At 57.8% G+C, this 21,284-nt stretch carries 21 protein-coding genes; 8 read left to right on the forward strand and 13 right to left on the reverse strand.

Going from position 1 to position 21,284, the window contains the following annotated elements:
• Positions 1–12: 12 nt before the first annotated feature.
• Positions 13–1,005 carry a lysophospholipase L2 gene (gene pldB / locus ACMGGH_RS04325; protein ID WP_041911835.1) on the reverse strand — a complete coding sequence of 331 codons (993 nt, stop codon included), beginning with the start codon at positions 1,003–1,005 and terminating at the stop codon, positions 13–15.
• A 111-nt stretch (positions 1,006–1,116) separates the two neighbouring features.
• Between pldB and rhtB the strand changes: the two genes are divergently transcribed.
• Positions 1,117–1,737 carry a homoserine/homoserine lactone efflux protein gene (rhtB, locus tag ACMGGH_RS04330; RefSeq protein ID WP_232949156.1) on the forward strand — a complete coding sequence of 207 codons (621 nt, stop codon included), beginning with the start codon at positions 1,117–1,119 and terminating at the stop codon, positions 1,735–1,737.
• Here the strand turns inward: rhtB and rhtC are convergent.
• The 3 genes from rhtC to pldA all read right to left on the reverse strand — a co-directional run bounded on the left by rhtC (position 1,734) and on the right by pldA (position 5,205).
• Positions 1,734–2,354, reverse strand: coding sequence for a threonine export protein RhtC (rhtC, locus tag ACMGGH_RS04335; protein WP_232949155.1), 621 nt, complete (start codon positions 2,352–2,354; stop codon positions 1,734–1,736). The two genes, rhtB and rhtC, sit on opposite strands and share 4 nt — an antisense overlap.
• 61 nt (positions 2,355–2,415) lie before the next feature.
• Complete coding sequence (gene recQ, locus ACMGGH_RS04340) at positions 2,416–4,245, reverse strand: ATP-dependent DNA helicase RecQ (RefSeq protein ID WP_032644788.1); 1,830 nt, start codon at positions 4,243–4,245, stop codon at positions 2,416–2,418.
• Positions 4,246–4,335: 90 nt separating this feature from the next.
• Positions 4,336–5,205 (reverse strand): phospholipase A, encoded by an 870-nt coding sequence (gene pldA, locus ACMGGH_RS04345; protein WP_028014788.1) that lies wholly within the window; start codon positions 5,203–5,205, stop codon positions 4,336–4,338.
• Between the two features lie 162 nt (positions 5,206–5,367).
• Here pldA and yigI point away from each other — a divergent pair, with 162 nt between their 5' ends.
• Both yigI and rarD read left to right on the forward strand, forming a co-directional pair.
• Entirely contained in the window at positions 5,368–5,835 is a 468-nt protein-coding gene (gene yigI, locus ACMGGH_RS04350; protein ID WP_028014789.1) for an acyl-CoA thioesterase YigI, read from the forward strand.
• A gap of 51 nt (positions 5,836–5,886) precedes the next feature.
• Positions 5,887–6,783: an EamA family transporter RarD gene (gene rarD / locus ACMGGH_RS04355; RefSeq protein WP_048959726.1), complete on the forward strand. Its 897-nt coding sequence runs from the start codon at positions 5,887–5,889 to the stop codon at positions 6,781–6,783.
• Between the two features lie 42 nt (positions 6,784–6,825).
• On the opposite strand, the gene corA is transcribed toward rarD, so the two are convergent.
• The 8 genes from corA to lptM all read right to left on the reverse strand — a co-directional run bounded on the left by corA (position 6,826) and on the right by lptM (position 13,757).
• On the reverse strand, positions 6,826–7,776 hold the full coding sequence (gene corA, locus ACMGGH_RS04360; RefSeq protein WP_008501540.1) for a magnesium/cobalt transporter CorA: 951 nt from the start codon (positions 7,774–7,776) through the stop codon (positions 6,826–6,828).
• A 150-nt stretch (positions 7,777–7,926) separates the two neighbouring features.
• A complete protein-coding gene (gene ysgD / locus ACMGGH_RS04365) occupies positions 7,927–7,983 on the reverse strand; it encodes a YsgD/CorL family protein (RefSeq protein WP_212743980.1) in 57 nt (18 codons plus the stop codon).
• Between the two features lie 149 nt (positions 7,984–8,132).
• Entirely contained in the window at positions 8,133–10,295 is a 2,163-nt protein-coding gene (gene uvrD, locus ACMGGH_RS04370; RefSeq protein ID WP_232949160.1) for a DNA helicase II, read from the reverse strand.
• Between the two features lie 79 nt (positions 10,296–10,374).
• Positions 10,375–11,091: a 5-amino-6-(5-phospho-D-ribitylamino)uracil phosphatase YigB gene (gene yigB / locus ACMGGH_RS04375; RefSeq protein ID WP_232949154.1), complete on the reverse strand. Its 717-nt coding sequence runs from the start codon at positions 11,089–11,091 to the stop codon at positions 10,375–10,377.
• Positions 11,091–11,993 (reverse strand): tyrosine recombinase XerC, encoded by a 903-nt coding sequence (xerC, locus tag ACMGGH_RS04380; RefSeq protein ID WP_048959724.1) that lies wholly within the window; start codon positions 11,991–11,993, stop codon positions 11,091–11,093. Before xerC ends, yigB begins: the two co-directional genes overlap by 1 nt.
• Positions 11,990–12,697 carry a DUF484 domain-containing protein gene (locus ACMGGH_RS04385; protein WP_028014794.1) on the reverse strand — a complete coding sequence of 236 codons (708 nt, stop codon included), beginning with the start codon at positions 12,695–12,697 and terminating at the stop codon, positions 11,990–11,992. The genes xerC and ACMGGH_RS04385 overlap by 4 nt, the downstream gene beginning before the upstream one ends.
• Positions 12,694–13,518: a diaminopimelate epimerase gene (dapF, locus tag ACMGGH_RS04390; RefSeq protein WP_041911831.1), complete on the reverse strand. Its 825-nt coding sequence runs from the start codon at positions 13,516–13,518 to the stop codon at positions 12,694–12,696. Before dapF ends, ACMGGH_RS04385 begins: the two co-directional genes overlap by 4 nt.
• Positions 13,519–13,553: 35 nt before the next feature.
• Positions 13,554–13,757 (reverse strand): LPS translocon maturation chaperone LptM, encoded by a 204-nt coding sequence (gene lptM / locus ACMGGH_RS04395; protein WP_041911830.1) that lies wholly within the window; start codon positions 13,755–13,757, stop codon positions 13,554–13,556.
• Positions 13,758–13,892: 135 nt separating this feature from the next.
• Between lptM and cyaY the strand changes: the two genes are divergently transcribed.
• Entirely contained in the window at positions 13,893–14,213 is a 321-nt protein-coding gene (cyaY, locus tag ACMGGH_RS04400) for an iron donor protein CyaY (RefSeq protein ID WP_028014797.1), read from the forward strand.
• 43 nt (positions 14,214–14,256) lie between these two features.
• Here cyaY and cyaA read toward each other — a convergent pair whose 3' ends face one another.
• Entirely contained in the window at positions 14,257–16,800 is a 2,544-nt protein-coding gene (gene cyaA, locus ACMGGH_RS04405) for a class I adenylate cyclase (protein ID WP_048959723.1), read from the reverse strand.
• Positions 16,801–17,150: 350 nt separating this feature from the next.
• On the opposite strand from cyaA, the gene hemC reads away from it, so the two are divergent.
• From hemC to hemY, 4 genes are read left to right on the forward strand one after another with little or no spacing between them, the layout of a single operon-like run.
• Positions 17,151–18,092: a hydroxymethylbilane synthase gene (hemC, locus tag ACMGGH_RS04410; protein WP_032644935.1), complete on the forward strand. Its 942-nt coding sequence runs from the start codon at positions 17,151–17,153 to the stop codon at positions 18,090–18,092.
• A complete protein-coding gene (gene hemD, locus ACMGGH_RS04415) occupies positions 18,089–18,829 on the forward strand; it encodes a uroporphyrinogen-III synthase (protein ID WP_045631336.1) in 741 nt (246 codons plus the stop codon). The genes hemC and hemD overlap by 4 nt, the downstream gene beginning before the upstream one ends.
• Positions 18,830–18,849: 20 nt before the next feature.
• On the forward strand, positions 18,850–20,037 hold the full coding sequence (gene hemX / locus ACMGGH_RS04420; protein WP_041911826.1) for a uroporphyrinogen-III C-methyltransferase: 1,188 nt from the start codon (positions 18,850–18,852) through the stop codon (positions 20,035–20,037).
• Between the two features lie 2 nt (positions 20,038–20,039).
• Positions 20,040–21,239: a protoheme IX biogenesis protein HemY gene (gene hemY, locus ACMGGH_RS04425; protein WP_028014802.1), complete on the forward strand. Its 1,200-nt coding sequence runs from the start codon at positions 20,040–20,042 to the stop codon at positions 21,237–21,239.
• Positions 21,240–21,284 lie beyond the last annotated feature (45 nt).

Genomic DNA, 21,284 nt, shown 5'->3' on the forward strand with positions numbered 1-21,284 from the left:
CTCAATAGAAAATCAGTTATGCCGGTCGAAAAACTCGACGATGGCGTTAAGCGCGACTGAGCGCATAGCGTCCTTTTCAAAAAGGATCTCATGGTACGCGCCGTTGATGACCAGCGGTTTACCCCCTTCACAAGGGTGACCGGCGGCAGCGCGCAATTCACAATAGCGGTCATGCATGCGGTTATCCACCACACGCTCTTCTTCCGCCTGAATCAGAAGCGTCGGCGTGTCATCATCGCCTACGCCTGCCAGCACCTGCTCACCGGCCAGAATACCCTCACGCACCCAGTGCCAGGTCGGGCCGCCGACGCGCAAGCGCGGTTCATCGGCATAAAAGCGCAGGTTGCGGCGATAGCGCTGCCGACTGTGGGTTAAGACGTTGATGGCGAACGGCAATGCGCGCCAGCGTCCGGTTCCGATGGCATAGCCTTCACGAATGCGCTGATGGCCCTCAGCCCAGTCGAGAAGATGACGCACCATCCAGTCGGGAAAACGAATGACAATACCGTACATCGGCGCGGTGAGCGCAATGGCGTCGCACTGGTGCTCATACCGCTGCAAAAACAGCGTCGAAATGGCGCCGCCCATGGAGTGCGCAAGGATGTACCGCTTGCGCCAGGGGCCGGGCTGAACTTCCTGCTGCCAGAACGCGGCAAAATCGTCGACATAATCGCTGAAGTGATCCACATGCCCGCGGTGCGTATCCGGCAGCATGCGCCCTGACAGCCCCTGTCCACGGTGGTCGATGATCAGCACGTCAAACCCCATGTTGACCAGGTCGTAGGCCAGTTCGGCATATTTAACGTAGCTTTCGATACGCCCGGGGCAGACCACGATCACCCGGTCATTTTTTTCATTGCGGAAGCGAACGAAGCGCACCGGGATGCCACCGACGCCCGTAAACTCGTCTTCCTCACGCTGCCGCCAGAAATCTGTCAGCGGCCCCATTGAGAAAGCAGCAAACGCGTTTTCTCGTGTTTCCCAGTCCTTTTTCTGCTGAAACATTGGGTTTCCACTCACGTAATCCAGGGAATATCGTTTTTTTTCGTCACTGGTCACAAAATGACTCAACAATAGCGTATTGTGGCATAAAAATAGACGGTTCGGGAGCTTCAAATGACCTTCGAGTGGTGGTTCGCCTACCTGCTGACATCAATCATCCTTAGCCTTTCGCCCGGCTCTGGTGCCATTAACACTATGACCACTTCCATCAACCACGGCTATCGCGGTGCGGCGGCGTCCATTGCCGGTTTACAGACCGGGCTCGGCATTCATATTGTGCTGGTGGGGATTGGTCTGGGGACGCTGTTCTCTCGTTCGGTGCTGGCGTTTGAAGTGCTGAAGTGGGCCGGTGCGGCGTATCTGATTTGGCTCGGTATCCAGCAGTGGCGCGCGGCAGGCTCGATTGACCTGAATACGCTCTCCAGGACGCAAACGCGCGGCCATCTGTTTAAGCGCGCGGTGTTCGTGAACCTGACGAACCCGAAAAGCATCGTGTTCCTCGCCGCCCTGTTCCCACAGTTTATCGTGCCACATCAGCCCCAGGTGATGCAGTATGTGGTGCTGGGCGCGACAACCATCATCGTCGATATCATCGTGATGATTGGTTACGCGACGCTGGCGCAGCGGATAGCGGCGTGGATCAAAGGGCCTAAGCATATGAAGGCCCTGAATAAAGTCTTTGGTTCGCTGTTTATGCTGGTTGGCGCGCTGCTTGCGTCAGCGCGTCATGCTTAGCGAGAAATGATGAGATGAATGCCGAAGCCGGCGAACAGCGCGCCGGCAAAGCCGTCGATCCACTTCGCGATGCGCTGATAGCCGCGGCGCATCGCCGGTAAGGCGAACAGGCTGGCAACAATAGTGAACCAGGCGAACGTCTCAACAACGATCAGCAGGAAGATCCCCCAGCGCGCGCCTGCGCCGACGCTGTCACCCACAAACAGCGAGAACACGGATCCGAAATAGATAATTGCTTTCGGGTTTGCCAGGTTAGTCAGGAGCCCTTTTAAAAAGCTGCGGCCGCCCGTTGCCAGCTCTACCTTTGGCTCTTCCGGTTTTTTCTCTTCTTTCTTCAGCGCCCCGCGCAACATCTGGTAGCCCATCCAGCACAGGTACAGCCCGCCGCCAACCATAATGATGTTATGCAGCCACGCCATCTTCGCCAGGATCAGGTTCAGACCGAGCAGCGCGACCGCCGCCCAGACCATAACGCCCATGGTAATACCGAGCACGCCCATCATCGCCTCTTTGCGGGAGCGGCTGACGGCGGTTTGCGACACGAAGAAAAAGTCTGGGCCAGGGCTCATCAGCGCAACGATGTGCACTAACGCCACGGTGAGAAATAGCATTAACATAATTAGCTCGCGGGGAAATAATTCAGTGAGTCATCATCCTGGCACTTTTTCGCCCGTCTGACTACTCCTCATCATCACCATCGGCGTGAGAGCGGATAAGCGCCATAAACTCTTTACCGAAGCGCTCCAGCTTGCGCGTCCCCACGCCGTTAACGCTGAGCATTTCGCTGGCGCTGAGCGGCATCTGCTCGGCCATCTCAATCAGCGTCGCGTCGTTGAACACCACGTATGGCGGGATGTTCTCTTCGTCAGCGATAGCTTTACGCAGCTTGCGAAGCTTGGCAAACAGCTTGCGGTCATAGTTACCGCCGTAGGATTTCTGCATCACGCGCGGCTTGAGGGCGACCACGCGCGGCACGGCGAGCTTGAGCTCAACGTCACCGCGCAGCACCGGACGCGCTGCTTCGGTCAGCTGTAGCGCGGAGTGTTGAGCAATGTTCTGCGTGGCAAAGCCGAGGTGGATCAGCTGACGAATAATGCTGACCCAGTGCTCGTGGCTCTGGTCTTTACCGATGCCGTAAACCGGCAGCTTGTCGTGCCCCATGTCGCGGATACGCTGGTTATTGGCACCGCGCAGTACTTCCACTACGTAGCCCATCCCGAAGCGTTGATTCACGCGGTAAATGGTCGAGAGCGCTTTGCGCGCGTCCATCAGGCCATCGTACTGCTTTGGCGGATCCAGGCAGATATCGCAGTTGCCGCACGGTTCCTGTCGCCCTTCACCAAAGTAGTTGAGCAGCACCAGACGGCGGCAGGTTTGCGCTTCAGCGAAGGCACCCATCGCGTTGAGCTTGTGGCGCTCGATGTCCTGGAGTTGTCCCTGCGGCTTCTCTTCCAGACAGCGGCGCAGCCACGCCATATCGGCCGGATCGTAAAACAGCATCGCTTCCGCAGGCAGGCCGTCACGCCCGGCGCGGCCGGTCTCCTGATAGTAAGATTCGATATTGCGTGGAATGTCGAAGTGCACCACAAAGCGAACGTTGGGCTTGTTGATGCCCATCCCGAACGCCACCGTCGCGACGACGATTTGCAGGTCGTCGCGCTGGAATTTCTCCTGCACGTCGGCGCGGATGTGGTTCTCCAGCCCGGCGTGATATGCGGCGGCGCTAAAGCCACGGTTTTGCAGACGCGCGGCGGTGTCTTCCACCTTCGCGCGGCTGTTGCAGTAGATGATGCCGGACTTGCCGCGCTGCTCCTGAACGTAGCGTAAGAGCTGGTCCAACGGCTTGAATTTTTCCATCAGCATGTAGCGGATGTTCGGGCGGTCGAAGCTGCTGACCTGAATATACGGGTCGTTCAGCCCCAGCAGGCGAACAATGTCCAGACGCGTGGTGTCGTCCGCCGTGGCGGTAAGCGCCATAAACGGCAGTTCAGGGAAGCGCTGACGCAGCTGGCCGAGGGCAGCGTATTCCGGACGGAAATCGTGTCCCCACTGGGAGATACAGTGCGCTTCATCCACCGCCAGCAGGACCGGGTTCCAGTGCGCGAGATGGTCGAGGAAGTTATCGAGCATCAGGCGCTCTGGCGCGATATACAGCAGGCGGATCTGCCCGGTGCGGCATCCGGCCATCACCTCTTGCTGCTGCTCGCGGGTTTGGGTCGAGTTCAGGCAGGCCGCCGCCACGCCGTTGGCGAGCAGCTGGTCGACCTGGTCTTTCATCAGGGAAATGAGAGGCGATACCACGACCGTCAGGCCGTTAAGCACCAGCGCGGGCACCTGATAACAGAGGGATTTACCGCCGCCGGTCGGCATCACCACCAGGCAATCGCGGCCTTCCAGCACGGTTTCAATGATGGTTTCCTGGCCGGGGCGGAACTGCTGGTAGCCAAAGGTTTCATGCAAAACCTGTTTAGCCAGCGACTCCTGATTCAATACTTCCGCCTGCGCCACGTTAACCCCATTTGCGAAAAATAAAACAGGCGCTATTTTCAGCGCCTGAGAGAGAAACTTCAACGTTTAACGCAAAAACATTCGAGCAGCTTAGAGAATATCGTTCAGCATTACGCCCACGCCAACGCGAGTCTGATTGAAGTTGTAATCGATCAGCGACTCGCCGTAGCCGCTATACACCTGGGTATAGAGACGCACGTGCTTCGTCACCGGGTAGCTCAGACCGAGCTCCGCACCGCCGTAGCCGGTGTTCCAGTTGTACTGGCCTTTCGCGCTCAGCACGGCATCACCTAACTGGTAGCCGACCTTGAGCTGGTAGTAGCCCATATATTTGGTGATATCCGGGTTGTCATCGGTGCTGCCGAGCACATACCACGGCTTCACTTCCACCATCCAGTTACCGTTCTGCGCCATCAGGCGCGTATAGGCGCGGTTCCAGCTACGGGAGGTTGGATCGGAACGTCCGTTAGAATCATGGTTAAAGCCCACTTCGACGTCGCGCAGCGTCCAGCCAGCAAATTCATAATCCGTTGCGAAGCCGAGGAAAAGCTGCGGCTCATAGTTGGTTTCACGGAACGGTGAAGATTCGCCGCTGTTGGAGAGCTGCCACCAGGATTTCTGCGTATAAGAGGCACCGAGCACCGAGTTTGGCCCCAGAATACCGCGCCAGAACGGGAACGCGAGGCTAAGCTGGAACTTCACCTCATCCTTACGCGCATTATCAGACCAGTTATAGGAGCTTATTGCCTCTTTGTTGAGATCGCTGGTTTGGGTATAAATCACGTAGTTCGTGTCATACGGGTAGAGCGTGAACGGATTGTCATGCTCCTGCAGCATATTGGCGATAATGCTGCCCTTAACGGCAGGTTTATCATGGACTTCTTTAATCGTCGCTTCCTGCGCATATGCTGTGAGGGGCAGCGCAACCGCCGCCAGTAACCAGGCCAGATACGTCCGCATCGGTGGTGTTCTCCTGCAAAGAGTAAAATTACCTGAATAGTTATGAGGCGAACATTCTACAGACTTCTGCGATAACTGCTGCATCCTCGTTTCTGAAAGTGGAATTCCTTATTGCTGAAGCATAAAATCAACATTTCATTAACAATAAGGATGTAATGTCTCATGTCAGCCATGCTTACCGCCGAAGAAGTGTTAAAACTCGTGGGCGAGATTTTTGTTTACCATATGCCGTTTAACCGTGCACTGGGTCTTGAGCTGGAGCGTTACGAGAAAGAGTTTGCCCAGCTGAGTTTCAACAACCAGCCGATGATGGTGGGTAACTGGGCGCAAAGTATTCTGCACGGCGGGGTGATTGCCTCCGCGCTGGACGTGGCGGCAGGCCTGGTCTGCGTGGGCAGTACGCTGACGCGCCATGACACCATCAACGAAGATGAACTCCGCCAGCGTCTGGCGCGCATGGGCACCATTGATTTACGCGTCGACTATCTTCGCCCGGGGCGCGGAAACCGCTTTACCTGTACCAGCAGCCTGCTGCGTGCCGGGAATAAAGTTGCCGTTGCCCGCGTTGAGCTGCATAACGAGGAGCAGGTTTATATCGCCAGCGCAACCGCCACTTATATGGTGGGTTGAGGCGGCAAATTCGGGTAAAATTGATTCACTTTTTTGTCACGGATTTTCCCGATGGATGCTAAACAGACGCGGCAGGGCGTTTTACTCGCCCTTGCCGCTTATTTTATTTGGGGTATCGCCCCGGCGTATTTCAAATTTATCGCTTATGTTCCGGCCGACGAGATCCTCACTCACCGCGTCATCTGGTCGTTTTTCTTTATGATCGCGCTGATGAGCATCAGCCGTCAGTGGTCCGGCGTCAAAACGCTGCTGCAAACCCCTAAAAAGGTCTTCCTGCTGGCGCTTTCTGCGGTGCTGATTGGCGGCAACTGGCTGCTGTTTATCTGGGCGGTGAATAACCACCACATGCTCGAAGCGAGCCTGGGGTACTTCATTAACCCGCTGGTGAATATCGTGCTGGGGATGATTTTCCTCGGCGAACGCTTCCGCCGGATGCAGTGGGTGGCGGTGATTCTCGCCTTCTGCGGCGTGCTGGTGCAGCTGTGGACGTTTGGCTCGCTGCCGGTTATCGCCCTCGGTCTGGCGTTCAGCTTTGCTTTTTACGGCCTGGTACGTAAGAAAATCGCGGTGGAAGCGCAAACCGGGATGCTGTTTGAAACCCTGTGGCTGCTGCCGGTGGCGGCGATCTATCTGTTCGGTATCGCCGACAGCGCCACCAGCCATATGGGCAGCAACCCGTGGTCGCTGAACCTGATGCTGATGGCGGCGGGCGTAGTGACCACCATTCCGCTGCTGTGCTTCACCGGTGCGGCAACGCGCCTGCGCCTCTCCACGCTGGGCTTCTTCCAGTACATTGGCCCGACGCTGATGTTCCTGCTGGCGGTGGTGTTTTACGGCGAAGTGCCGGGTGCGGATAAGATGGTGACCTTCGCCTTTATCTGGGTGGCGCTGGCGATTTTCGTCGCCGATGCGATTTATACCCAGCGCAGAACCCGCAGAGGAATGTAGGTGTTTTGTAGGGCGGGTAAGCGCAGCGCCACCCGCCAGATTTTACAGCCAGTTCCGACGCTTAAAGTACAGATACGGCGCCAGCCCGGCGAGGATCATAAAGATAATCGCCCCCGGGTAGCCAAAGCTCCACTTCAGCTCCGGCATAAACTCGAAGTTCATCCCGTAGCTGGACGCCACCAGCGTCGGCGGCAGGAACACCACGGACACTACCGAGAAGATCTTGATGATGCGGTTCTGCTCGATGTTGATAAAGCCCATCGCCGCCTGCATCAGGAAGTTCACCTTCTGGAACAGGGATTCGTTGTGCGGCAGCAGGGATTCGATATCGCGTAAGATCTCACGCGCTTGCTCCAGCTGACCGCCCGGCAGACGCGCCTTGCGCACCAGGAAGTTCAGCGCACGCTGGGTATCCATCAGACACAAGCGCACCTTCCAGCCGATATCTTCCAGCTCTGCCAGCGTCGAAAGCGCTTCGTCGTACTCATCCCCCTGATGGCCTTCCATGATCACGCGGCTCAGCTTTTCCAGATCGCTGTAGATATTTTCAATTTCGTCCGCCAGCTGTTCAATTTTAGTTTCGAACAGATCGAGCAGCAGCTCGTAAGCGTTGCCGTCCACCATCGCCTGGCTGCGGGCGCGCATGCGGTAGAGACGGAATGCCGGCAGTTCGCGTTCACGCAGAGTAAACAGACGACCGTCGCGAATGGTAAACGCCACGGTGGAGTTGCCCGCGTGATCTTCCGCATCTTCAAAGAAGAAGAAGGAGTGAATGTGCAGGCCGTCTTCATCTTCAAAGAAACGCGCGGAGGCTTCGATGTCTTCCAGTTCCGGGCGGGTTGCCAGGCTTTGCCCCAGCTCAGATTGTACGCGAAGGCGTTCATCGTCGTCCGGCTCGACCAGATCCACCCATACGGCATCAATGAGGGGCTGTGACTCTTCGGCTTCAAGCCGAGTCAGTCGGTTATTTTCGAGTTGAAATGCGCTCAACATGACCGGGACTCCCAATGCAAAAAATATCGGACAGTTCGGTGGGCACACAGAAACAAATTGGGTTTCAGACCATTAAACAGCCTGACTCAGCGCGACGGGAATAATGCAGTCGCTGACAACCACTAAGGCCATCAGCATGAGGAGATAGCCTTAGGAGTTGTTCCTGGATGACAGGGAATTGAGCCAGTATCTACTGGGTGTGTCCAAGGCGAATGTCCTCTTAGCGTAATCGTGCGCGCATGTTACGCCAGCAGTAACTGTGGCGTCAACACGCAACGGAACGCTGAAGGGCATTAATTGACCTTCACTGTATAAGGCTAGCAGATTATTACAAAATAATGATATTTTTCTGAATGTTAGACTGTTTCCAGCTTCGCGTAGGCCGCCACCAGCCATTTGATCCCCTGCCCCTGGAACGCCACCTGCAGGCGGCTGTGCTCGCCGCTGCCTTCCAGATTCACAATGGTGCCTTCGCCAAACTTAGAATGGCGCACGCGCTGGCCCAGCTTGTAGCCGGTGTCGGTTTCAGAGATCGGCGAGCCCATGCGCGGATGGCTAACCGGACGGCTGATGCTGGCGCGCAGACGCACCTCTTCCACGCACTCTTCCGGCAGTTCGCCGATGAAGCGCGACGGACGGTGATAGACCTCTTTACCGTACAGGCGGCGGGTTTCAGCGTAGGTTAGCGTCAGCTTCTGCATCGCTCGCGTCACGCCCACATAAGCCAGACGACGTTCTTCTTCCAGACGCCCGCCTTCATCCAACGACATCTGGCTTGGGAACATGCCCTCTTCCATGCCGACGATAAACACCTGCGGGAACTCCAGACCTTTGGCGGAGTGCAGGGTCATCAGCTGAACCGCGTCCTGCCAGGTGTCCGCCTGCCCTTCACCCGCTTCCAGCGCGGCGTGAGAGAGGAACGCCTGCAGCGGCATCAGGTCTTCGTCTTCTTCGTTGTAGCTGAACTGGCGCGTTGCCGTGACCAGTTCCTCTAAGTTCTCAATACGGGTCTGCCCCTTTTCGCCTTTTTCCTGCTCGTACATGGTACGCAGCCCGGAGTCTTTAATCACCCGGTCGGTCTGCACGTGCAGCGGCATGTCGGCGGTTTCCTGCGCCAGGGCATCAATTAATTCCAGGAAGCGCTGGAGCGCGCTGGCGGCGCGTCCGGCGAGGGCTTTTTCCTGCAGCAGCTCGCGGCACGCCTGCCACAGCGTCAGCTGGCGATCGCGCGAGGCCTGACGCACCACGTCCAGCGTACGGTCGCCAATCCCGCGGGTCGGCGTGTTCACCACGCGCTCAAACGCCGCGTCGTCGTTGCGGTTGGCGATCAGGCGCAGATACGAAAGCGCATCTTTGATCTCCTGACGTTCGAAGAATCGCATGCCGCCGTAAATGCGGTACGGCATGCTCACCTGCAGCAGCGCCTCTTCCAGCACGCGCGACTGGGCGTTGCTGCGGTAGAGAATGGCGCACTGCTCCAGCGCGCCGCCGTTGTCCTGCCAGGTTTTGATGCGGTTCACCACGAAGCGCGCTTCGTCGAGCTCGTTGAAGGCGCAGTAAATCGAGATCGGTTCGCCGTCGATGCCGTCGGTCCACAGCTTTTTGCCCAGACGCCCGTTGTTGTTCTCAATCAGGGCGTTGGCCGCGCTCAGGATGTTGCTGGTTGAGCGATAGTTCTGCTCCAGACGGATGGTTTGCGCGCCGGGAAAATCGTTGAGGAAGCGCTGGATGTTCTCCACCTGCGCGCCGCGCCAGCCGTAGATCGACTGGTCGTCATCGCCCACGATCATCACCTTGCCGGTATCTCCGGCCAGCAGACGGATCCACGCGTACTGGATGTTGTTGGTATCCTGGAATTCGTCCACCAGGATATTGGTAAAGCGTTCACGGTAGTGCTGCAGGATGTGCGGTTTGTTGAGCCACAATTCGTGGGCGCGCAGCAGCAGCTCGGCGAAATCCACCAGGCCGGCGCGGTCGCACGCTTCCTGATAGGCCTTATAGACGTTCTGCCAGGTCTGCTCGACCGGGTTACCGAAGCTCTGAATGTGGTGCGGGCGCAGACCTTCGTCTTTCTGACCGTTGATGTACCACATCGCCTGACGCGGCGGCCACTGCTTCTCGTCGAGGTTCATCGCCTTGATCAGGCGCTTCAGCAGGCGGAGCTGATCTTCGCTGTCGAGGATCTGGAAATCCTGCGGCAGGTTAGCGTCCATATGGTGCGCGCGCAGCAGACGGTGCGCCAGGCCGTGGAAGGTGCCAACCCACATGCCGCCCTGGCTGGTGCCCATCAGTTGGGCGATACGGTGACGCATCTCCGCCGCCGCCTTGTTGGTAAACGTCACGGCCATAATCGAGTACGGTGAGCAGTTTTCCACGCTCTGCAGCCAGGCGATACGGTGAACCAGCACGCGTGTCTTACCACTCCCCGCCCCAGCCAGAACCAGCAGGTTGGTGCGCGAGGCGGCAACCGCGTCACGCTGTTTGTCATTAAGGCTGTCGAGCAGGTAAGAAACGTCCATTGGCACCGTCACGTCATGTCGGGCAGGCAAATGTTTCCACTCGCCAAAACCCTGTTAATTTATACAGAACAATTGATGATTATATCAGCGTCGTGAGGGATGCCAACCGCGAAATTTCCACGTGCGGCAGAAGACGGCTGGCTGTTGCGGTCATCAGCTCCGCATTTTCTGGCTTGATCCAGCAGGCCTGCATGCCGCAGCGGATGGCACCGGCCACGTCTGTGGTCAGATCGTCGCCCACGTGAAGAATGTTACCGAGCGGCAAATTCAGTTTTTCCGCTGCCAGGTGATACATGTCGCTGAACGGCTTCGCACGCCCGTGCGGACCCGCGCGCAGCACGAATTCAAAATAATCGCTGAGGCCAAACAGCTCCGGCTGGGCATTGCCGTTGGTGATGGCCACCAGCGGCCACTTTTCGGCAAGCTTCGCCAGCGTGTCGTGGGTTTCCTGTGGCACGTCGATGCGGCTGCGCCATTTGGCGAAGTTTTCCATTGCCGCTTCGGCACCGACGGCGGCATCCTGTGCGCTCAGACCCGCGTTCAGCATCGCCTGCTCAACCGCGCGACGACGCCATTCGGTCACGTCGTGGTAAATGTCCGGCTCGGTCTCCCGCAGGGACTGACGCAGCTTCTGGAAGTCCTTGTTCTGCATCGCCTTCAGCGCGGGATGGTAGTTCTGCACAAACGCCAGCGACTCCTGCTCGGTACGCAAGATCACCTCGCGGTTGTCATAAAGGGTGTCATCAAGGTCAAACGTCAGGGCTGAGATCTGACCGAGTGGGCGGTAAAAACGCATTATTTCCCCCGTTTGGCGCGTGGATGCGCCGCGTCATACACCGAGGCAAGGTGTTGGAAGTCTAAGTGGGTATAAATTTGTGTTGTCGACAGATTCGCGTGGCCAAGCAGTTCCTGTACGCCACGCAGATCGCCGCTCGATTCCAGCATGTGTGTCGCAAAGGAGTGGCGCAGCTTGTGGGGATGCACGTGGCTGTTCAGCCCCTGCTTGATGCCCCACTCCGCAAAGCGCTTCTGCACGTTACGCGCGGAGATCCGCTTGCCGAGCTTTGATAAAAACAGCGCATCCTCTTCCGCGCCAAACAGGCCGCGCAGATCCAGCCAGTGCTCAATCCAGGAGACGGCGTTGCGGCCAATCGGCAGGCGGCGCTCTTTGCTGCCCTTGCCCATCACCCACACTTCGCCGGATTCCAGATCGAGATGCTTTAAGTCGAGGTTCACCAGTTCGGAGAGACGCAGGCCCGCGCCGTACATCACCTCCAGCATCGCGCGGTCGCGCACGGCGAGCGGATCGTTTAGATCGATATCCAGCAGGCGGTTTACGTCGTCGACGTCGATATTTTTCGGCAGATGGCGCGGGGCTTTTGGCGTGGCGATCCCTTTTGCCGGGTTAGCTTTCAGCTTGCCCTGGCTGACCAGCCAGTCGAAGAAGCTGCGCAGGGCAGAGAGCCGGAGCGCAAGGCTCGCCGGGCTAAGATTTTTTTTACGGCTACGCACGACGAACCCGCGTACCGTGGCGGCGTCACATTGTTGCCAGCTTTTCAGGCCGATTTCTTCGGCAATCTGCATGATGGCATCAAGCTGACGCTGATAGTTAAGCAGCGTGATGGGGCTGAGCTGACGCTCAACGCCCAGATAGCGCAGAAACCGCGAGACGTCAGTGGCGAGCAGTCCGTCCGTCATACGCGTTCAATCCAGCGCTCCAGCAGCTCGGGCAGCATCAGGGCGATCTCCTGCAGCAGGTGCGTGGCTTGCCCCTGCTCATAGTGGTGCGCGTCGCGGCTGGTAAATAATATTACCCCCAGGTCGCCATCGCGCCCCATCAGCGACATCGCCACCGAGCCAATCGCTTTGGCTTCCGGCAGCACCACCAGCAACTCAGGTCCGTTCAGCGGCCCCAGATAGTGATGCTCATGACCCAGGCGCTGAATGCGCAGCGGCTCAAACGCCTGACGGCTGAGCGCCAGATGGGTGAACCCCGACGGTGCGCCAATGCGCCAGCGATCAGGGAACAGACGAATCGTTGCGCCCGCCAGCCCCAGCTCGCGCGCCCAGCGGTGGAAGCGGCTGAGAAACTCTTCAAGGCTGTGCGCCGAGGCCAGACGCGCCTGCAGGTGCAGAAGGCGATAGAACAGGCTTTCGTTGGTGCTGGCCTGCTCCATCAGCAGCGTCATGTTCTCTTCAAGCTGGTTGATGTGGTTACGCGAGCGCGCCATGTGCCATTCGACCAGCGACACGGTCCCGCGAACCGGATGCGGCACGCGCATTCGTTCGACGACGCGTGCATTGCGAATAAAAAACTCAGGATTGTTCAGCAGATAATCAACAACAGCGCTGTCGTCCAGTTCCGTAACTGTTTCCTGCAGTTCTTCCCCTGGTTGTTTCATAGATGGATAAACCCGTCATAAACATGTGTCGCCGGGCCAGTCATGTACAGTGGATGACCCGCTCCTTTCCAGGCGATATCAAGACGACCGCCCGGTAATTCCACGCGAACCTCTTCTGCCAGTAACCCCTGGGAGATACCGACGGCCACCGCCGCACAGGCGCCGCTTCCGCAGGCCTGGGTTTCGCCCGCGCCGCGCTCGTAAACCCGCAGACGGATGTGTTCACGCTTCACCACCTGCATAAAGCCGATGTTCGCCCGCTCCGGGAACCGCTCGTGGCTCTCCAGAACCGGACCGAGCGTTTCGACCGCCGCGGTTTCCACGTCATCCACCTGAATCACGCAGTGCGGGTTACCCATCGAGACAACGCCGCACAATACTGTCTGCTCGGCCGCCCGCATAATATAGGTCTTTTCCGCTTTGTTTGCGCGAAACGGCACGGCGGAAGGCTCGAAGTTAGGCTCACCCATATTGACGCGCACCAGCTCATCGTCGGTAACGCTGAGCACCATACGACCGTTGGCGGTACTGACGCGGATATCGCGCTTATTGGTGAGCCCTTTCAGGCGGACAAAGCGGGCGAAACAGCGCGCGCCATTGCCGCACTGGTTAACCTCACTGCCGTCAGCGTTGAAAATACGGTAGTGGAAATCGAGGTCAGGATCGTAGGGCGGCTCAACCACCAGCAGCTGATCGAACCCCACGCCCACGTGCCGATCCGCCAGGCGGCGGATCAGTTCCGGGGAGAAAAACACATTCTGCGTTACCGCGTCGACGACCATAAAATCGTTGCCAAGGCCATGCATTTTAGAGAACTGCATCATTTGCTCCATTGCGCGGGTACAGAACGTTGTCGTCAGAGGTTAACCTGAGTCGGACCGCCGTTATCGCCACGATCGTTAGTCTTTGGCGTGGAAGACTCGATGCCGCTGTTAACCGGTTTTGTCGGCGGCGGCGCGGTTTTATCCGCAGGCGGGAAGTAGAGTGGTCCCTTCAGTCCGCAGCCGGTCAGGCTAAACAGCGTGATGAGAACGGCAAGCGTTCGGAAAGCGTTTTTCATTATAAAGTTGCCCGTAAGTTCAAATCTGTTTCTATCATCGCAGGAGAAGACACAAAAGCAAGAGTTTGCCGCTTTCCTGCAACGGGAATTATTTAGCGTTATACTGCCGCCATCACGAAAAACAGGAACAAAACCATGAACGACAGTGAATTCCATCGCCTTGCCGACACCCTGTGGATGACCATCGAAGAACGTATCGACGACTGGGACGGCGACAGCGATATCGATTGTGAAATCAACGGCGGCATTCTGACCCTGAGCTTCGAAAACGGCAGCAAAATTATTATTAACCGTCAGGAGCCGCTTCACCAGGTGTGGCTGGCGGCCAAACAGGGCGGCTATCACTTTGATTTGAAGGGTGACGAGTGGGTTTGCGATCGCAGCGGCGAAACGTTCTGGGATCTGCTGGAACAGGCGGCGACCGCGCAGGCGGGCGAGAACGTGAGTTTCAGGTAGTTTTGTTGCCCGGTGGCGGCTACGCCTTACCGGGCGAAAAGCCTCAGGAAAAATACTGCTGCAACAGCGGTGCGGTATCCTGATTCGCAGGCGCCGCAGGGGTAATCGCCTGCGTACGGAACGGGATCACCTGCGCTCGGCCATCCACGTTCACAATCTGGTAGAACTGCGGCAGGTTGAAGTTGATAAAGCTGGAACCGTAGGTGAAACGGTCATGCGAGGAAGAGTAGAAGCGGCTGACGTCGCGCACCAGCTCCTCTTTGCTGCCTTCACAGTGGTGATACACCTCGGCGCGGTTGGTCTCATCCAGAATGTAGATGTTGAACCCGGCATCGTCGCCCGACTCTTCAAAGAAGAACTGAATAATCCCTTCACTGGCAAAGCCATCCACCACCTGCGGCAGCTTGACGTGGTTGGTTTCCACTTGAACCGACAGGCCGTGCAGCTTGTTGTGTGAAATCGCGCCGTAGAACTCGATAGCGTTTTCCAGCTTCTGCACCGACACGTTCAGACGCTCGAAGAACAGGCCCCACGTCTGCCCGGAGACGCGCAGCGCTTTAAAGCGCCCGGTTTCCTGGCGGGTGCTGGAGAGGCGCAGTTCGATGCATTCAGACACCAGCTGCTGCACGCGGGTACGAATTAAACCGCGAAGGTGCTGGCTGTAGCAGAACACTTCGACGCTGTCCGGCGGCGCGGCGTCCTGGTGCATCTTGCCGAGAATGGTTTTCAGCGCTTCAATCATCGCCTGCTCGCCGTTGAAGTGCAGGGTACGCACTTCGTTCCACGAGTTGCGGTACAGCAGGTCTACGCTGCCCACCAGGCAGTTTTGCTGCTCGCCAAAGCTGAAGACGTCCAGCTTGCGGAAGTCAAAATGGACCACCTGATTGCGGAAGGCCGCCGTCGGGTCGTATTCCAGGTTAACGATGATTGCCAGGTGACGGATCTCGCACGGGCTGTAGAGCGCTTTTGGCGTCGGCGCAGGCAGACGCAGCGGGAAGTGGTGCGAGACATCCGCCACCATCTCCTGCAGCTTAGCGAGATCGACCACCTCGTTGCCTTTGATAAACAGGCGCGTGCGCGAGGTCAGCAGGCCGTTAAACCAGGCCCACGCCACCAGCTTGTTCAGATAGCGGTTATATTCCAGCGGCTGATGGCTGATAATCGAATCCATGCTTGGCGCACGGTTGTACAGATACCACCCGGTGCGGTTTGCGCGGCCCGGCGGCACATAGATAAAGGTCAGGTTTGGTTCAGACAGGTCGGGCGAAATCTGCGGGTTAACCAGGGTCACTTTGCCCGGCAGCGCTTCAAACGCGGCGTACAGCTTACGGGTTAACACCCCGATATCCTGCGGGCTGGCGGAAACGCTAAGGTTATTGCGGCGCGCAAAACGGATCAGGTTACGGTAGCTTTGCATCATCGCGTCGAGCAGTTCGTTGTGCGCTTCACGCACCTGATCGATTTTCCAGTTGGCCCGGTTGTCGAGCATGGACAGACGCGCTTCGTCCCATCCCCACTCTTTTACTAACTGACTGACCACTTCACGACGCCAGCCCACGCAGGCGCGCTCGCGGCTCAGCTTTTCACAGACCTTGAGATAGAAACATCGACGCACCAGGTCAAGACGCGTGGCGTCATCAATGGCTTTCAGGTATTCGGTAACGCGCTCCAGCATCATGCAGTAGGCGTCGAGCCCGTAGGAGACAATTTCGCCATCGTGCAGGCGCTGCTTGATATCTTTCGCCAGCAGGCGCGGCGTAGGGTATTCCCACGAGTAGGCTTCAAGCAGCAGGGTTTTCAGCACCGCTTTGTACGGTGAATCAATGCTCTTGTAGAGCTGCCAGAGGCTTGCGCCAAAGTACTCTTCGGCGGACAGGGAGCTGAGGCCGCCCAGATCCAGCCATTCGTTTGGCGTCAGTACGCCCTGCGCGTAAAGCGACATGACGTAGTCGTCGTAATGCTCTTCTTCTTCGCACGGGACCATATTCCACAGAATACGCTTCCCGGCCAGACGAACGGCAGTACGGTAAAATTCATCCAGCAACAGGATGTGCTGAGTCGAGCCGCAGTCCTCACCACCCAGACTGCCGCTTTCATTATGGCGGAAACGGTTTTCATCAATCAGGAAGAAGCTCACTTCCACGCCAAGCGAGGCCGCCCAGCTCTCCAGCAGGCTGCATTTACGCTGCAGCAGCTGGCGCTCTTCATTGTCGAGCCAGGATTGATGGCAGACCCAGATATCCAGGTCCGAAGAACAGCTCTGCCCTACCGATGAGGTGCTCCCCATCGAGTAAACGCCGGTAATCGGCAGTTCACCTTTCGGAGAAACCTGAGGCGGCATGCCGCGGTAGAGTTCCAGCTCGTTCAGATAATGCTGTTGGGTTTCATCAGGCGTGAAGAGGCAAATGCCCTGGGGAACGTTACCATCAAGGTAGCCAGGCATTAGCGGGTGGTGATAGTGCAATAATGTCGGCAGCAGACTGTATACCTGCTGGAAAGCAGGGCCCATGGCAGCAAGCGCGCGATCCACACGCAGTTGATTTATGGCATCCAGTCTCTGTTTCAGAGTCTCAATATAGAGGTACAAGACGTATCGCCTGATGTTTCCGGGTGTCGTAAGCTATTCAAAACACGAATAACAGCGAGCCCGCAGTATTTCAAAAAGATAACCGTTACCCTTTTTTCGCCCTTGTCATTATGGTGGTACCGACGAAAAAATGGTCTAAAACGTGATCAATTTAACACCTTGCCGATTGACCGTAAAGAAAGATGAGCTACATACAAGTGTAGCACCGTTCTGTACGTGTAAATTCCTGAATACGGCTATGGCTGACGAATACGCCGCCTTGTCCCTCTCACGCTTCATCAACCGTAAAACTGCCATCCCAGAGTCAACAATGTTAGGATGGTTAGCGATTGATAATGACGGTAACAAGCATGTTAGACAATGTTTTGAGAATTGCCACACGCCAAAGCCCTCTCGCGCTCTGGCAGGCACATTATGTTAAGCAGCGCCTTGAAGCCTGCCACAGTGGATTGCGCGTCGAGCTGGTGCCGATGGTCACGCGCGGTGACGTGATTCTGGATACGCCGCTGGCGAAAGTGGGCGGCAAGGGCCTGTTTGTCAAAGAGCTGGAACTGGCATTGCTTGAGAACCGCGCCGATATCGCCGTACATTCGATGAAAGACGTGCCCGTCGAGTTCCCGGAAGGGCTGGGGCTGGTGACCATCTGCGAGCGCGAAGATCCGCGTGACGCGTTTGTCTCGAACCACTATGACTCGCTCGACGCGCTGCCGGCGGGTAGCGTGGTTGGCACGTCCAGTTTACGCCGTCAGTGTCAGCTGGCGGAGCGTCGTCCTGACCTTATCATCCGCTCGCTGCGCGGTAACGTTGGCACGCGTCTGGGCAAGCTGGATAACGGCGATTACGATGCCATTATTCTTGCGGTTGCAGGCCTGAAGCGCCTGGGGCTGGAGGAACGCATTCGCGTGGCGTTGCCGCCAGAGCTGTCGCTGCCGGCCGTCGGCCAGGGCGCCGTCGGCATTGAGTGCCGTCTGGACGATGCGCGCACCCGCGAGCTGCTCGCTCCGCTGAACCATGACGAGACCGCAACCCGCGTAAAAGCCGAGCGGGCGATGAATACTCGCCTCGAAGGCGGGTGTCAGGTGCCGATTGGCAGCTATGCTGAATTAACAGACGGTGAACTGTGGCTGCGTGCGCTGGTGGGCGCGCCGGACGGTTCACAGATGGTGCGCGGCGAACGTCGCGGCAAGCCGCAGGATGCCGAAGCGCTTGGCGTGTCGCTGGCGGAAGAGCTGCTGAATAACGGCGCGCGTGAAATTCTGGCCGAGGTCTATAACGGAGAACCCCCTGCATGAGTATTCTTGTCACCCGCCCTTCTCCCGCAGGAGAGCAGTTAGTGAGCCGTCTGCGCGCACTGGGGCAGGTGGCCTGGAGTTTTCCGCTCATTGAATTCTCCCCCGGTCGGGAGCTCTCTGCGCTCGCCGACCAGATGAATACCCTGCAGGAAGGCGACCTGCTGTTTGCGCTATCGCAGCATGCCGTGGAATTTGCCCATGCGCAGCTGCAACAGGCGGGGACACGCTGGCCGACCGCTCCGCGCTATTTCGCTATCGGCAGAACCACCGCGCTGGCCTTACATACCGTGAGTGGAACAGACGTTCGCTACCCGTTGGATCGGGAAATCAGCGAAGTCTTGCTACAATTACCTGAATTACAAACTATTGCCGGAAAGCGCGCTCTCATTTTGCGCGGCAACGGTGGCCGCGAACTGCTGGGTGAAACGCTGCGGGAACGCGGGGCTGACGTCACGTTTGTTGAGTGCTACCAGCGCTGTGCGAAACACTACGACGGTGCAGAAGAGGCGATGCGCTGGCACGCGCGCGGTATTAATACGCTGGTGGTCACCAGCGGTGAAATGTTACAACAGCTTTGGTCGCTGATACCGCGTTGGTATCGCGAAAACTGGTTACTCCGCTGTCGGCTTCTGGTCGTCAGTGAGCGTCTGGCGAACCTCGCCCGGGAACTGGGCTGGCAGGATATTCGGATCGCTGATAACGCCGACAACGATGCGCTGCTGCGCGCATTACAATAACTCTCAAATGGGAAGCCATAATGACGGAACACGAAAAATCCTCCGCCGTGGTTGAAGAGACCAGGGAGACTGTGGAGACAACGCCACAGCCAGAGACGACTGAGAAAACCGCTGAGAAGAAAAACGGCAGCAATAAAACCAGCCTCGCGCTGAGCGCGATTGCCATCGCCATTGCGCTGGCAGCAGGCGTCGGCCTGTATGGTCTGGTAAAGCAACAGAGTGCTAACCAGACGGCCACCAGCGATACGCTGGTCAATCAGCTTACCTCCCTGCAAAAAGCGCAGGAAACGCAGAAAACCGAGCTGGAAGCGGTGATTAAGCAGCAGGCCGCCGCGCTTGCCGAGGCGAACAGCAAACAGGAAGAGCTGACCAAACAGCTGGGCGAAGTACAGCAGAAAGTCGCCACCATCTCCGGCACCGATGCCAAAACCTGGCTGCTCTCGCAGGCCGATTTCCTCGTCAAACTCGCCGGGCGTAAGCTGTGGAGCGATCAGGACGTGACCACCGCCGCCGCGCTGCTGAAAAGCGCCGATGCGAGCCTGGCCGACATGAACGATCCGAGCCTCATTACCGCGCGCCGTGCGATTACCGAAGATATCGCCAGCCTCTCCGCCGTTTCACAGGTAGATTACGACGGCATTATCCTCAAGGTGAACCAGCTTTCGAATCAAATAGATAACCTGCAGCTGGCGGATAACAATGACGACGACTCCCCGATGGACTCTGACGGTACCGAGCTGTCCAGCTCCCTGAGCGAATGGCGCATAAACCTGCAGAAAAGCTGGCAGAACTTTATGGACAGCTTCATCACCATCCGCCGTCGCGATGAAACCGCCGTACCGCTGTTAGCGCCGAATCAGGATATCTATCTGCGCGAAAACATCCGTTCCCGCCTGCTGGTCGCGGCGCAGGCCGTGCCGCGCCATCAGGAAGAAACGTACAAACAGGCGCTGGATAACGTCTCGACGTGGGTACGCGCCTACTACAACACCGATGATGCAACGACCACCGCCTTCCTCGAAGATATCGACAAGCTGAGCCAGCAGAACATCACCATGAACGTGCCGGATAAACTGGCCAGCCAGCCGATTCTGGAGAAGCTGATGCAGACGCGCGTGCGTAACCTGCTGGCGCAGCCGGGCGTTCCGGCCGGGCAGACCGGCACAGCGGCGGCACCAGCGCCTGAAAGCGCGCCACAGGGAGAGTAATGATGCTAAAAGTCCTTTTACTCTTCATCCTGCTGATCGCCGGGATCGTCCTGGGCCCGATGCTTGCGGGTCATCAGGGATACGTCCTGATCCAGACCGATAACTACAACATTGAAACCAGCGTAACGGGTCTGGCGATCGTTCTGATCCTCGGCGTCGTGGTCCTGCTTGCCGTTGAATGGATCCTGCGCCGTATTTTCCGCACCGGTGCCCATACCCGCGGCTGGTTCGTTGGCCGTAAGCGCCGCCGCGCCCGTAAGCAAACGGAACAGGCACTGCTAAAGCTGGCCGAAGGCGATTACCAGCAGGTTGAAAAGCTGATGTCGAAAAACGCCGACCACGCTGAACAGCCGGTGGTGAACTATCTTCTGGCCGCCGAAGCGGCGCAGCAGCGCGGTGATGAAGCCCGCGCTAACCAGCATCTGGAACGCGCGTCAGAACTGGCGTCTGGCGACCCGATCCCCGTGGAAATTACCCGCGTACGCCTGCAGCTCGCGCGCAATGAGAACCACGCGGCGCGCCACGGCATTGACCGTCTGCTGGAAATCGCACCGCGTCATCCGGAAGTCCTGCGCCTTGCGGAGCAGGCCTATATTCGTACCGGAGCGTGGGGCTCGTTGCTGGACATCATTCCGTCGATGGCGAAGGCCGAGGTGGGTGATGATGAACATCGTGATGAACTTCAGCGTCTGGCATGGATTGGCCTGATGGATCAGGCGCGCGCCGACCTGGGCAGCGAAGGCCTGAAAACCTGGTGGAAGAATCAGAGCCGGAAAACGCGCCAGCAGGTCCCCCTGCAGGTGGCCATGGCGGAACATCTTATTGAATGTGACGATCATGACACCGCCCAGGAGATCCTCCTCGACGGCCTGAAGCGCCAGTACGACGATCGCCTGGTCATGGTGATCCCGCGCCTGAAAACCAATAACCCTGAGCAGGTCGAAAAAGTGCTGCGCCAGCAGATCAAAACCGTCGGTGATCGTCCGCTGCTGTGGAGTACCCTGGGCCAGTCGCTGATGAAGCACGGCGAATGGCAAGAGGCGAGCCTGGCCTTCCGTGCGGCACTGAAACAGCGTCCGGACGCGTTTGACTACGCGTGGCTTGCCGATACGCTGGACAAACAGCATAAGCCAGAAGAGGCGGCCGCCATGCGGCGCGATGGGCTATTGCTGACGCTGCAAAATAACGGTAACCCGCAATAAATAAAAAAGGAGGCCAGACGGCCTCCTTTTTTTATCGCCTTTCTC

Origin of the sequence: Enterobacter sp. BNK-16, from assembly GCF_048684955.1 — a bacterium.
In the GTDB taxonomy this organism is placed as follows: Bacteria; Pseudomonadota; Gammaproteobacteria; order Enterobacterales; family Enterobacteriaceae; genus Enterobacter; species Enterobacter bugandensis.

Coding starts and splice junctions, on each gene's coding strand:
- pldB (WP_041911835.1), bottom strand. CDS start 1,005: ATGTTTCAGCAGAAAAAGGACTGGGAAACACGAGAAAACGCGTTTGCT.
- rhtB (WP_232949156.1), top strand. CDS start 1,117: ATGACCTTCGAGTGGTGGTTCGCCTACCTGCTGACATCAATCATCCTT.
- rhtC (WP_232949155.1), bottom strand. CDS start 2,354: ATGTTAATGCTATTTCTCACCGTGGCGTTAGTGCACATCGTTGCGCTG.
- pldA (WP_028014788.1), bottom strand. CDS start 5,205: ATGCGGACGTATCTGGCCTGGTTACTGGCGGCGGTTGCGCTGCCCCTC.
- yigI (WP_028014789.1), top strand. CDS start 5,368: ATGTCAGCCATGCTTACCGCCGAAGAAGTGTTAAAACTCGTGGGCGAG.
- rarD (WP_048959726.1), top strand. CDS start 5,887: ATGGATGCTAAACAGACGCGGCAGGGCGTTTTACTCGCCCTTGCCGCT.
- corA (WP_008501540.1), bottom strand. CDS start 7,776: ATGTTGAGCGCATTTCAACTCGAAAATAACCGACTGACTCGGCTTGAA.
- uvrD (WP_232949160.1), bottom strand. CDS start 10,295: ATGGACGTTTCTTACCTGCTCGACAGCCTTAATGACAAACAGCGTGAC.
- yigB (WP_232949154.1), bottom strand. CDS start 11,091: ATGCGTTTTTACCGCCCACTCGGTCAGATCTCAGCCCTGACGTTTGAC.
- xerC (WP_048959724.1), bottom strand. CDS start 11,993: ATGACGGACGGACTGCTCGCCACTGACGTCTCGCGGTTTCTGCGCTAT.
- ACMGGH_RS04385 (WP_028014794.1), bottom strand. CDS start 12,697: ATGAAACAACCAGGGGAAGAACTGCAGGAAACAGTTACGGAACTGGAC.
- dapF (WP_041911831.1), bottom strand. CDS start 13,518: ATGCAGTTCTCTAAAATGCATGGCCTTGGCAACGATTTTATGGTCGTC.
- lptM (WP_041911830.1), bottom strand. CDS start 13,757: ATGAAAAACGCTTTCCGAACGCTTGCCGTTCTCATCACGCTGTTTAGC.
- cyaY (WP_028014797.1), top strand. CDS start 13,893: ATGAACGACAGTGAATTCCATCGCCTTGCCGACACCCTGTGGATGACC.
- hemC (WP_032644935.1), top strand. CDS start 17,151: ATGTTAGACAATGTTTTGAGAATTGCCACACGCCAAAGCCCTCTCGCG.
- hemD (WP_045631336.1), top strand. CDS start 18,089: ATGAGTATTCTTGTCACCCGCCCTTCTCCCGCAGGAGAGCAGTTAGTG.
- hemX (WP_041911826.1), top strand. CDS start 18,850: ATGACGGAACACGAAAAATCCTCCGCCGTGGTTGAAGAGACCAGGGAG.
- hemY (WP_028014802.1), top strand. CDS start 20,040: ATGCTAAAAGTCCTTTTACTCTTCATCCTGCTGATCGCCGGGATCGTC.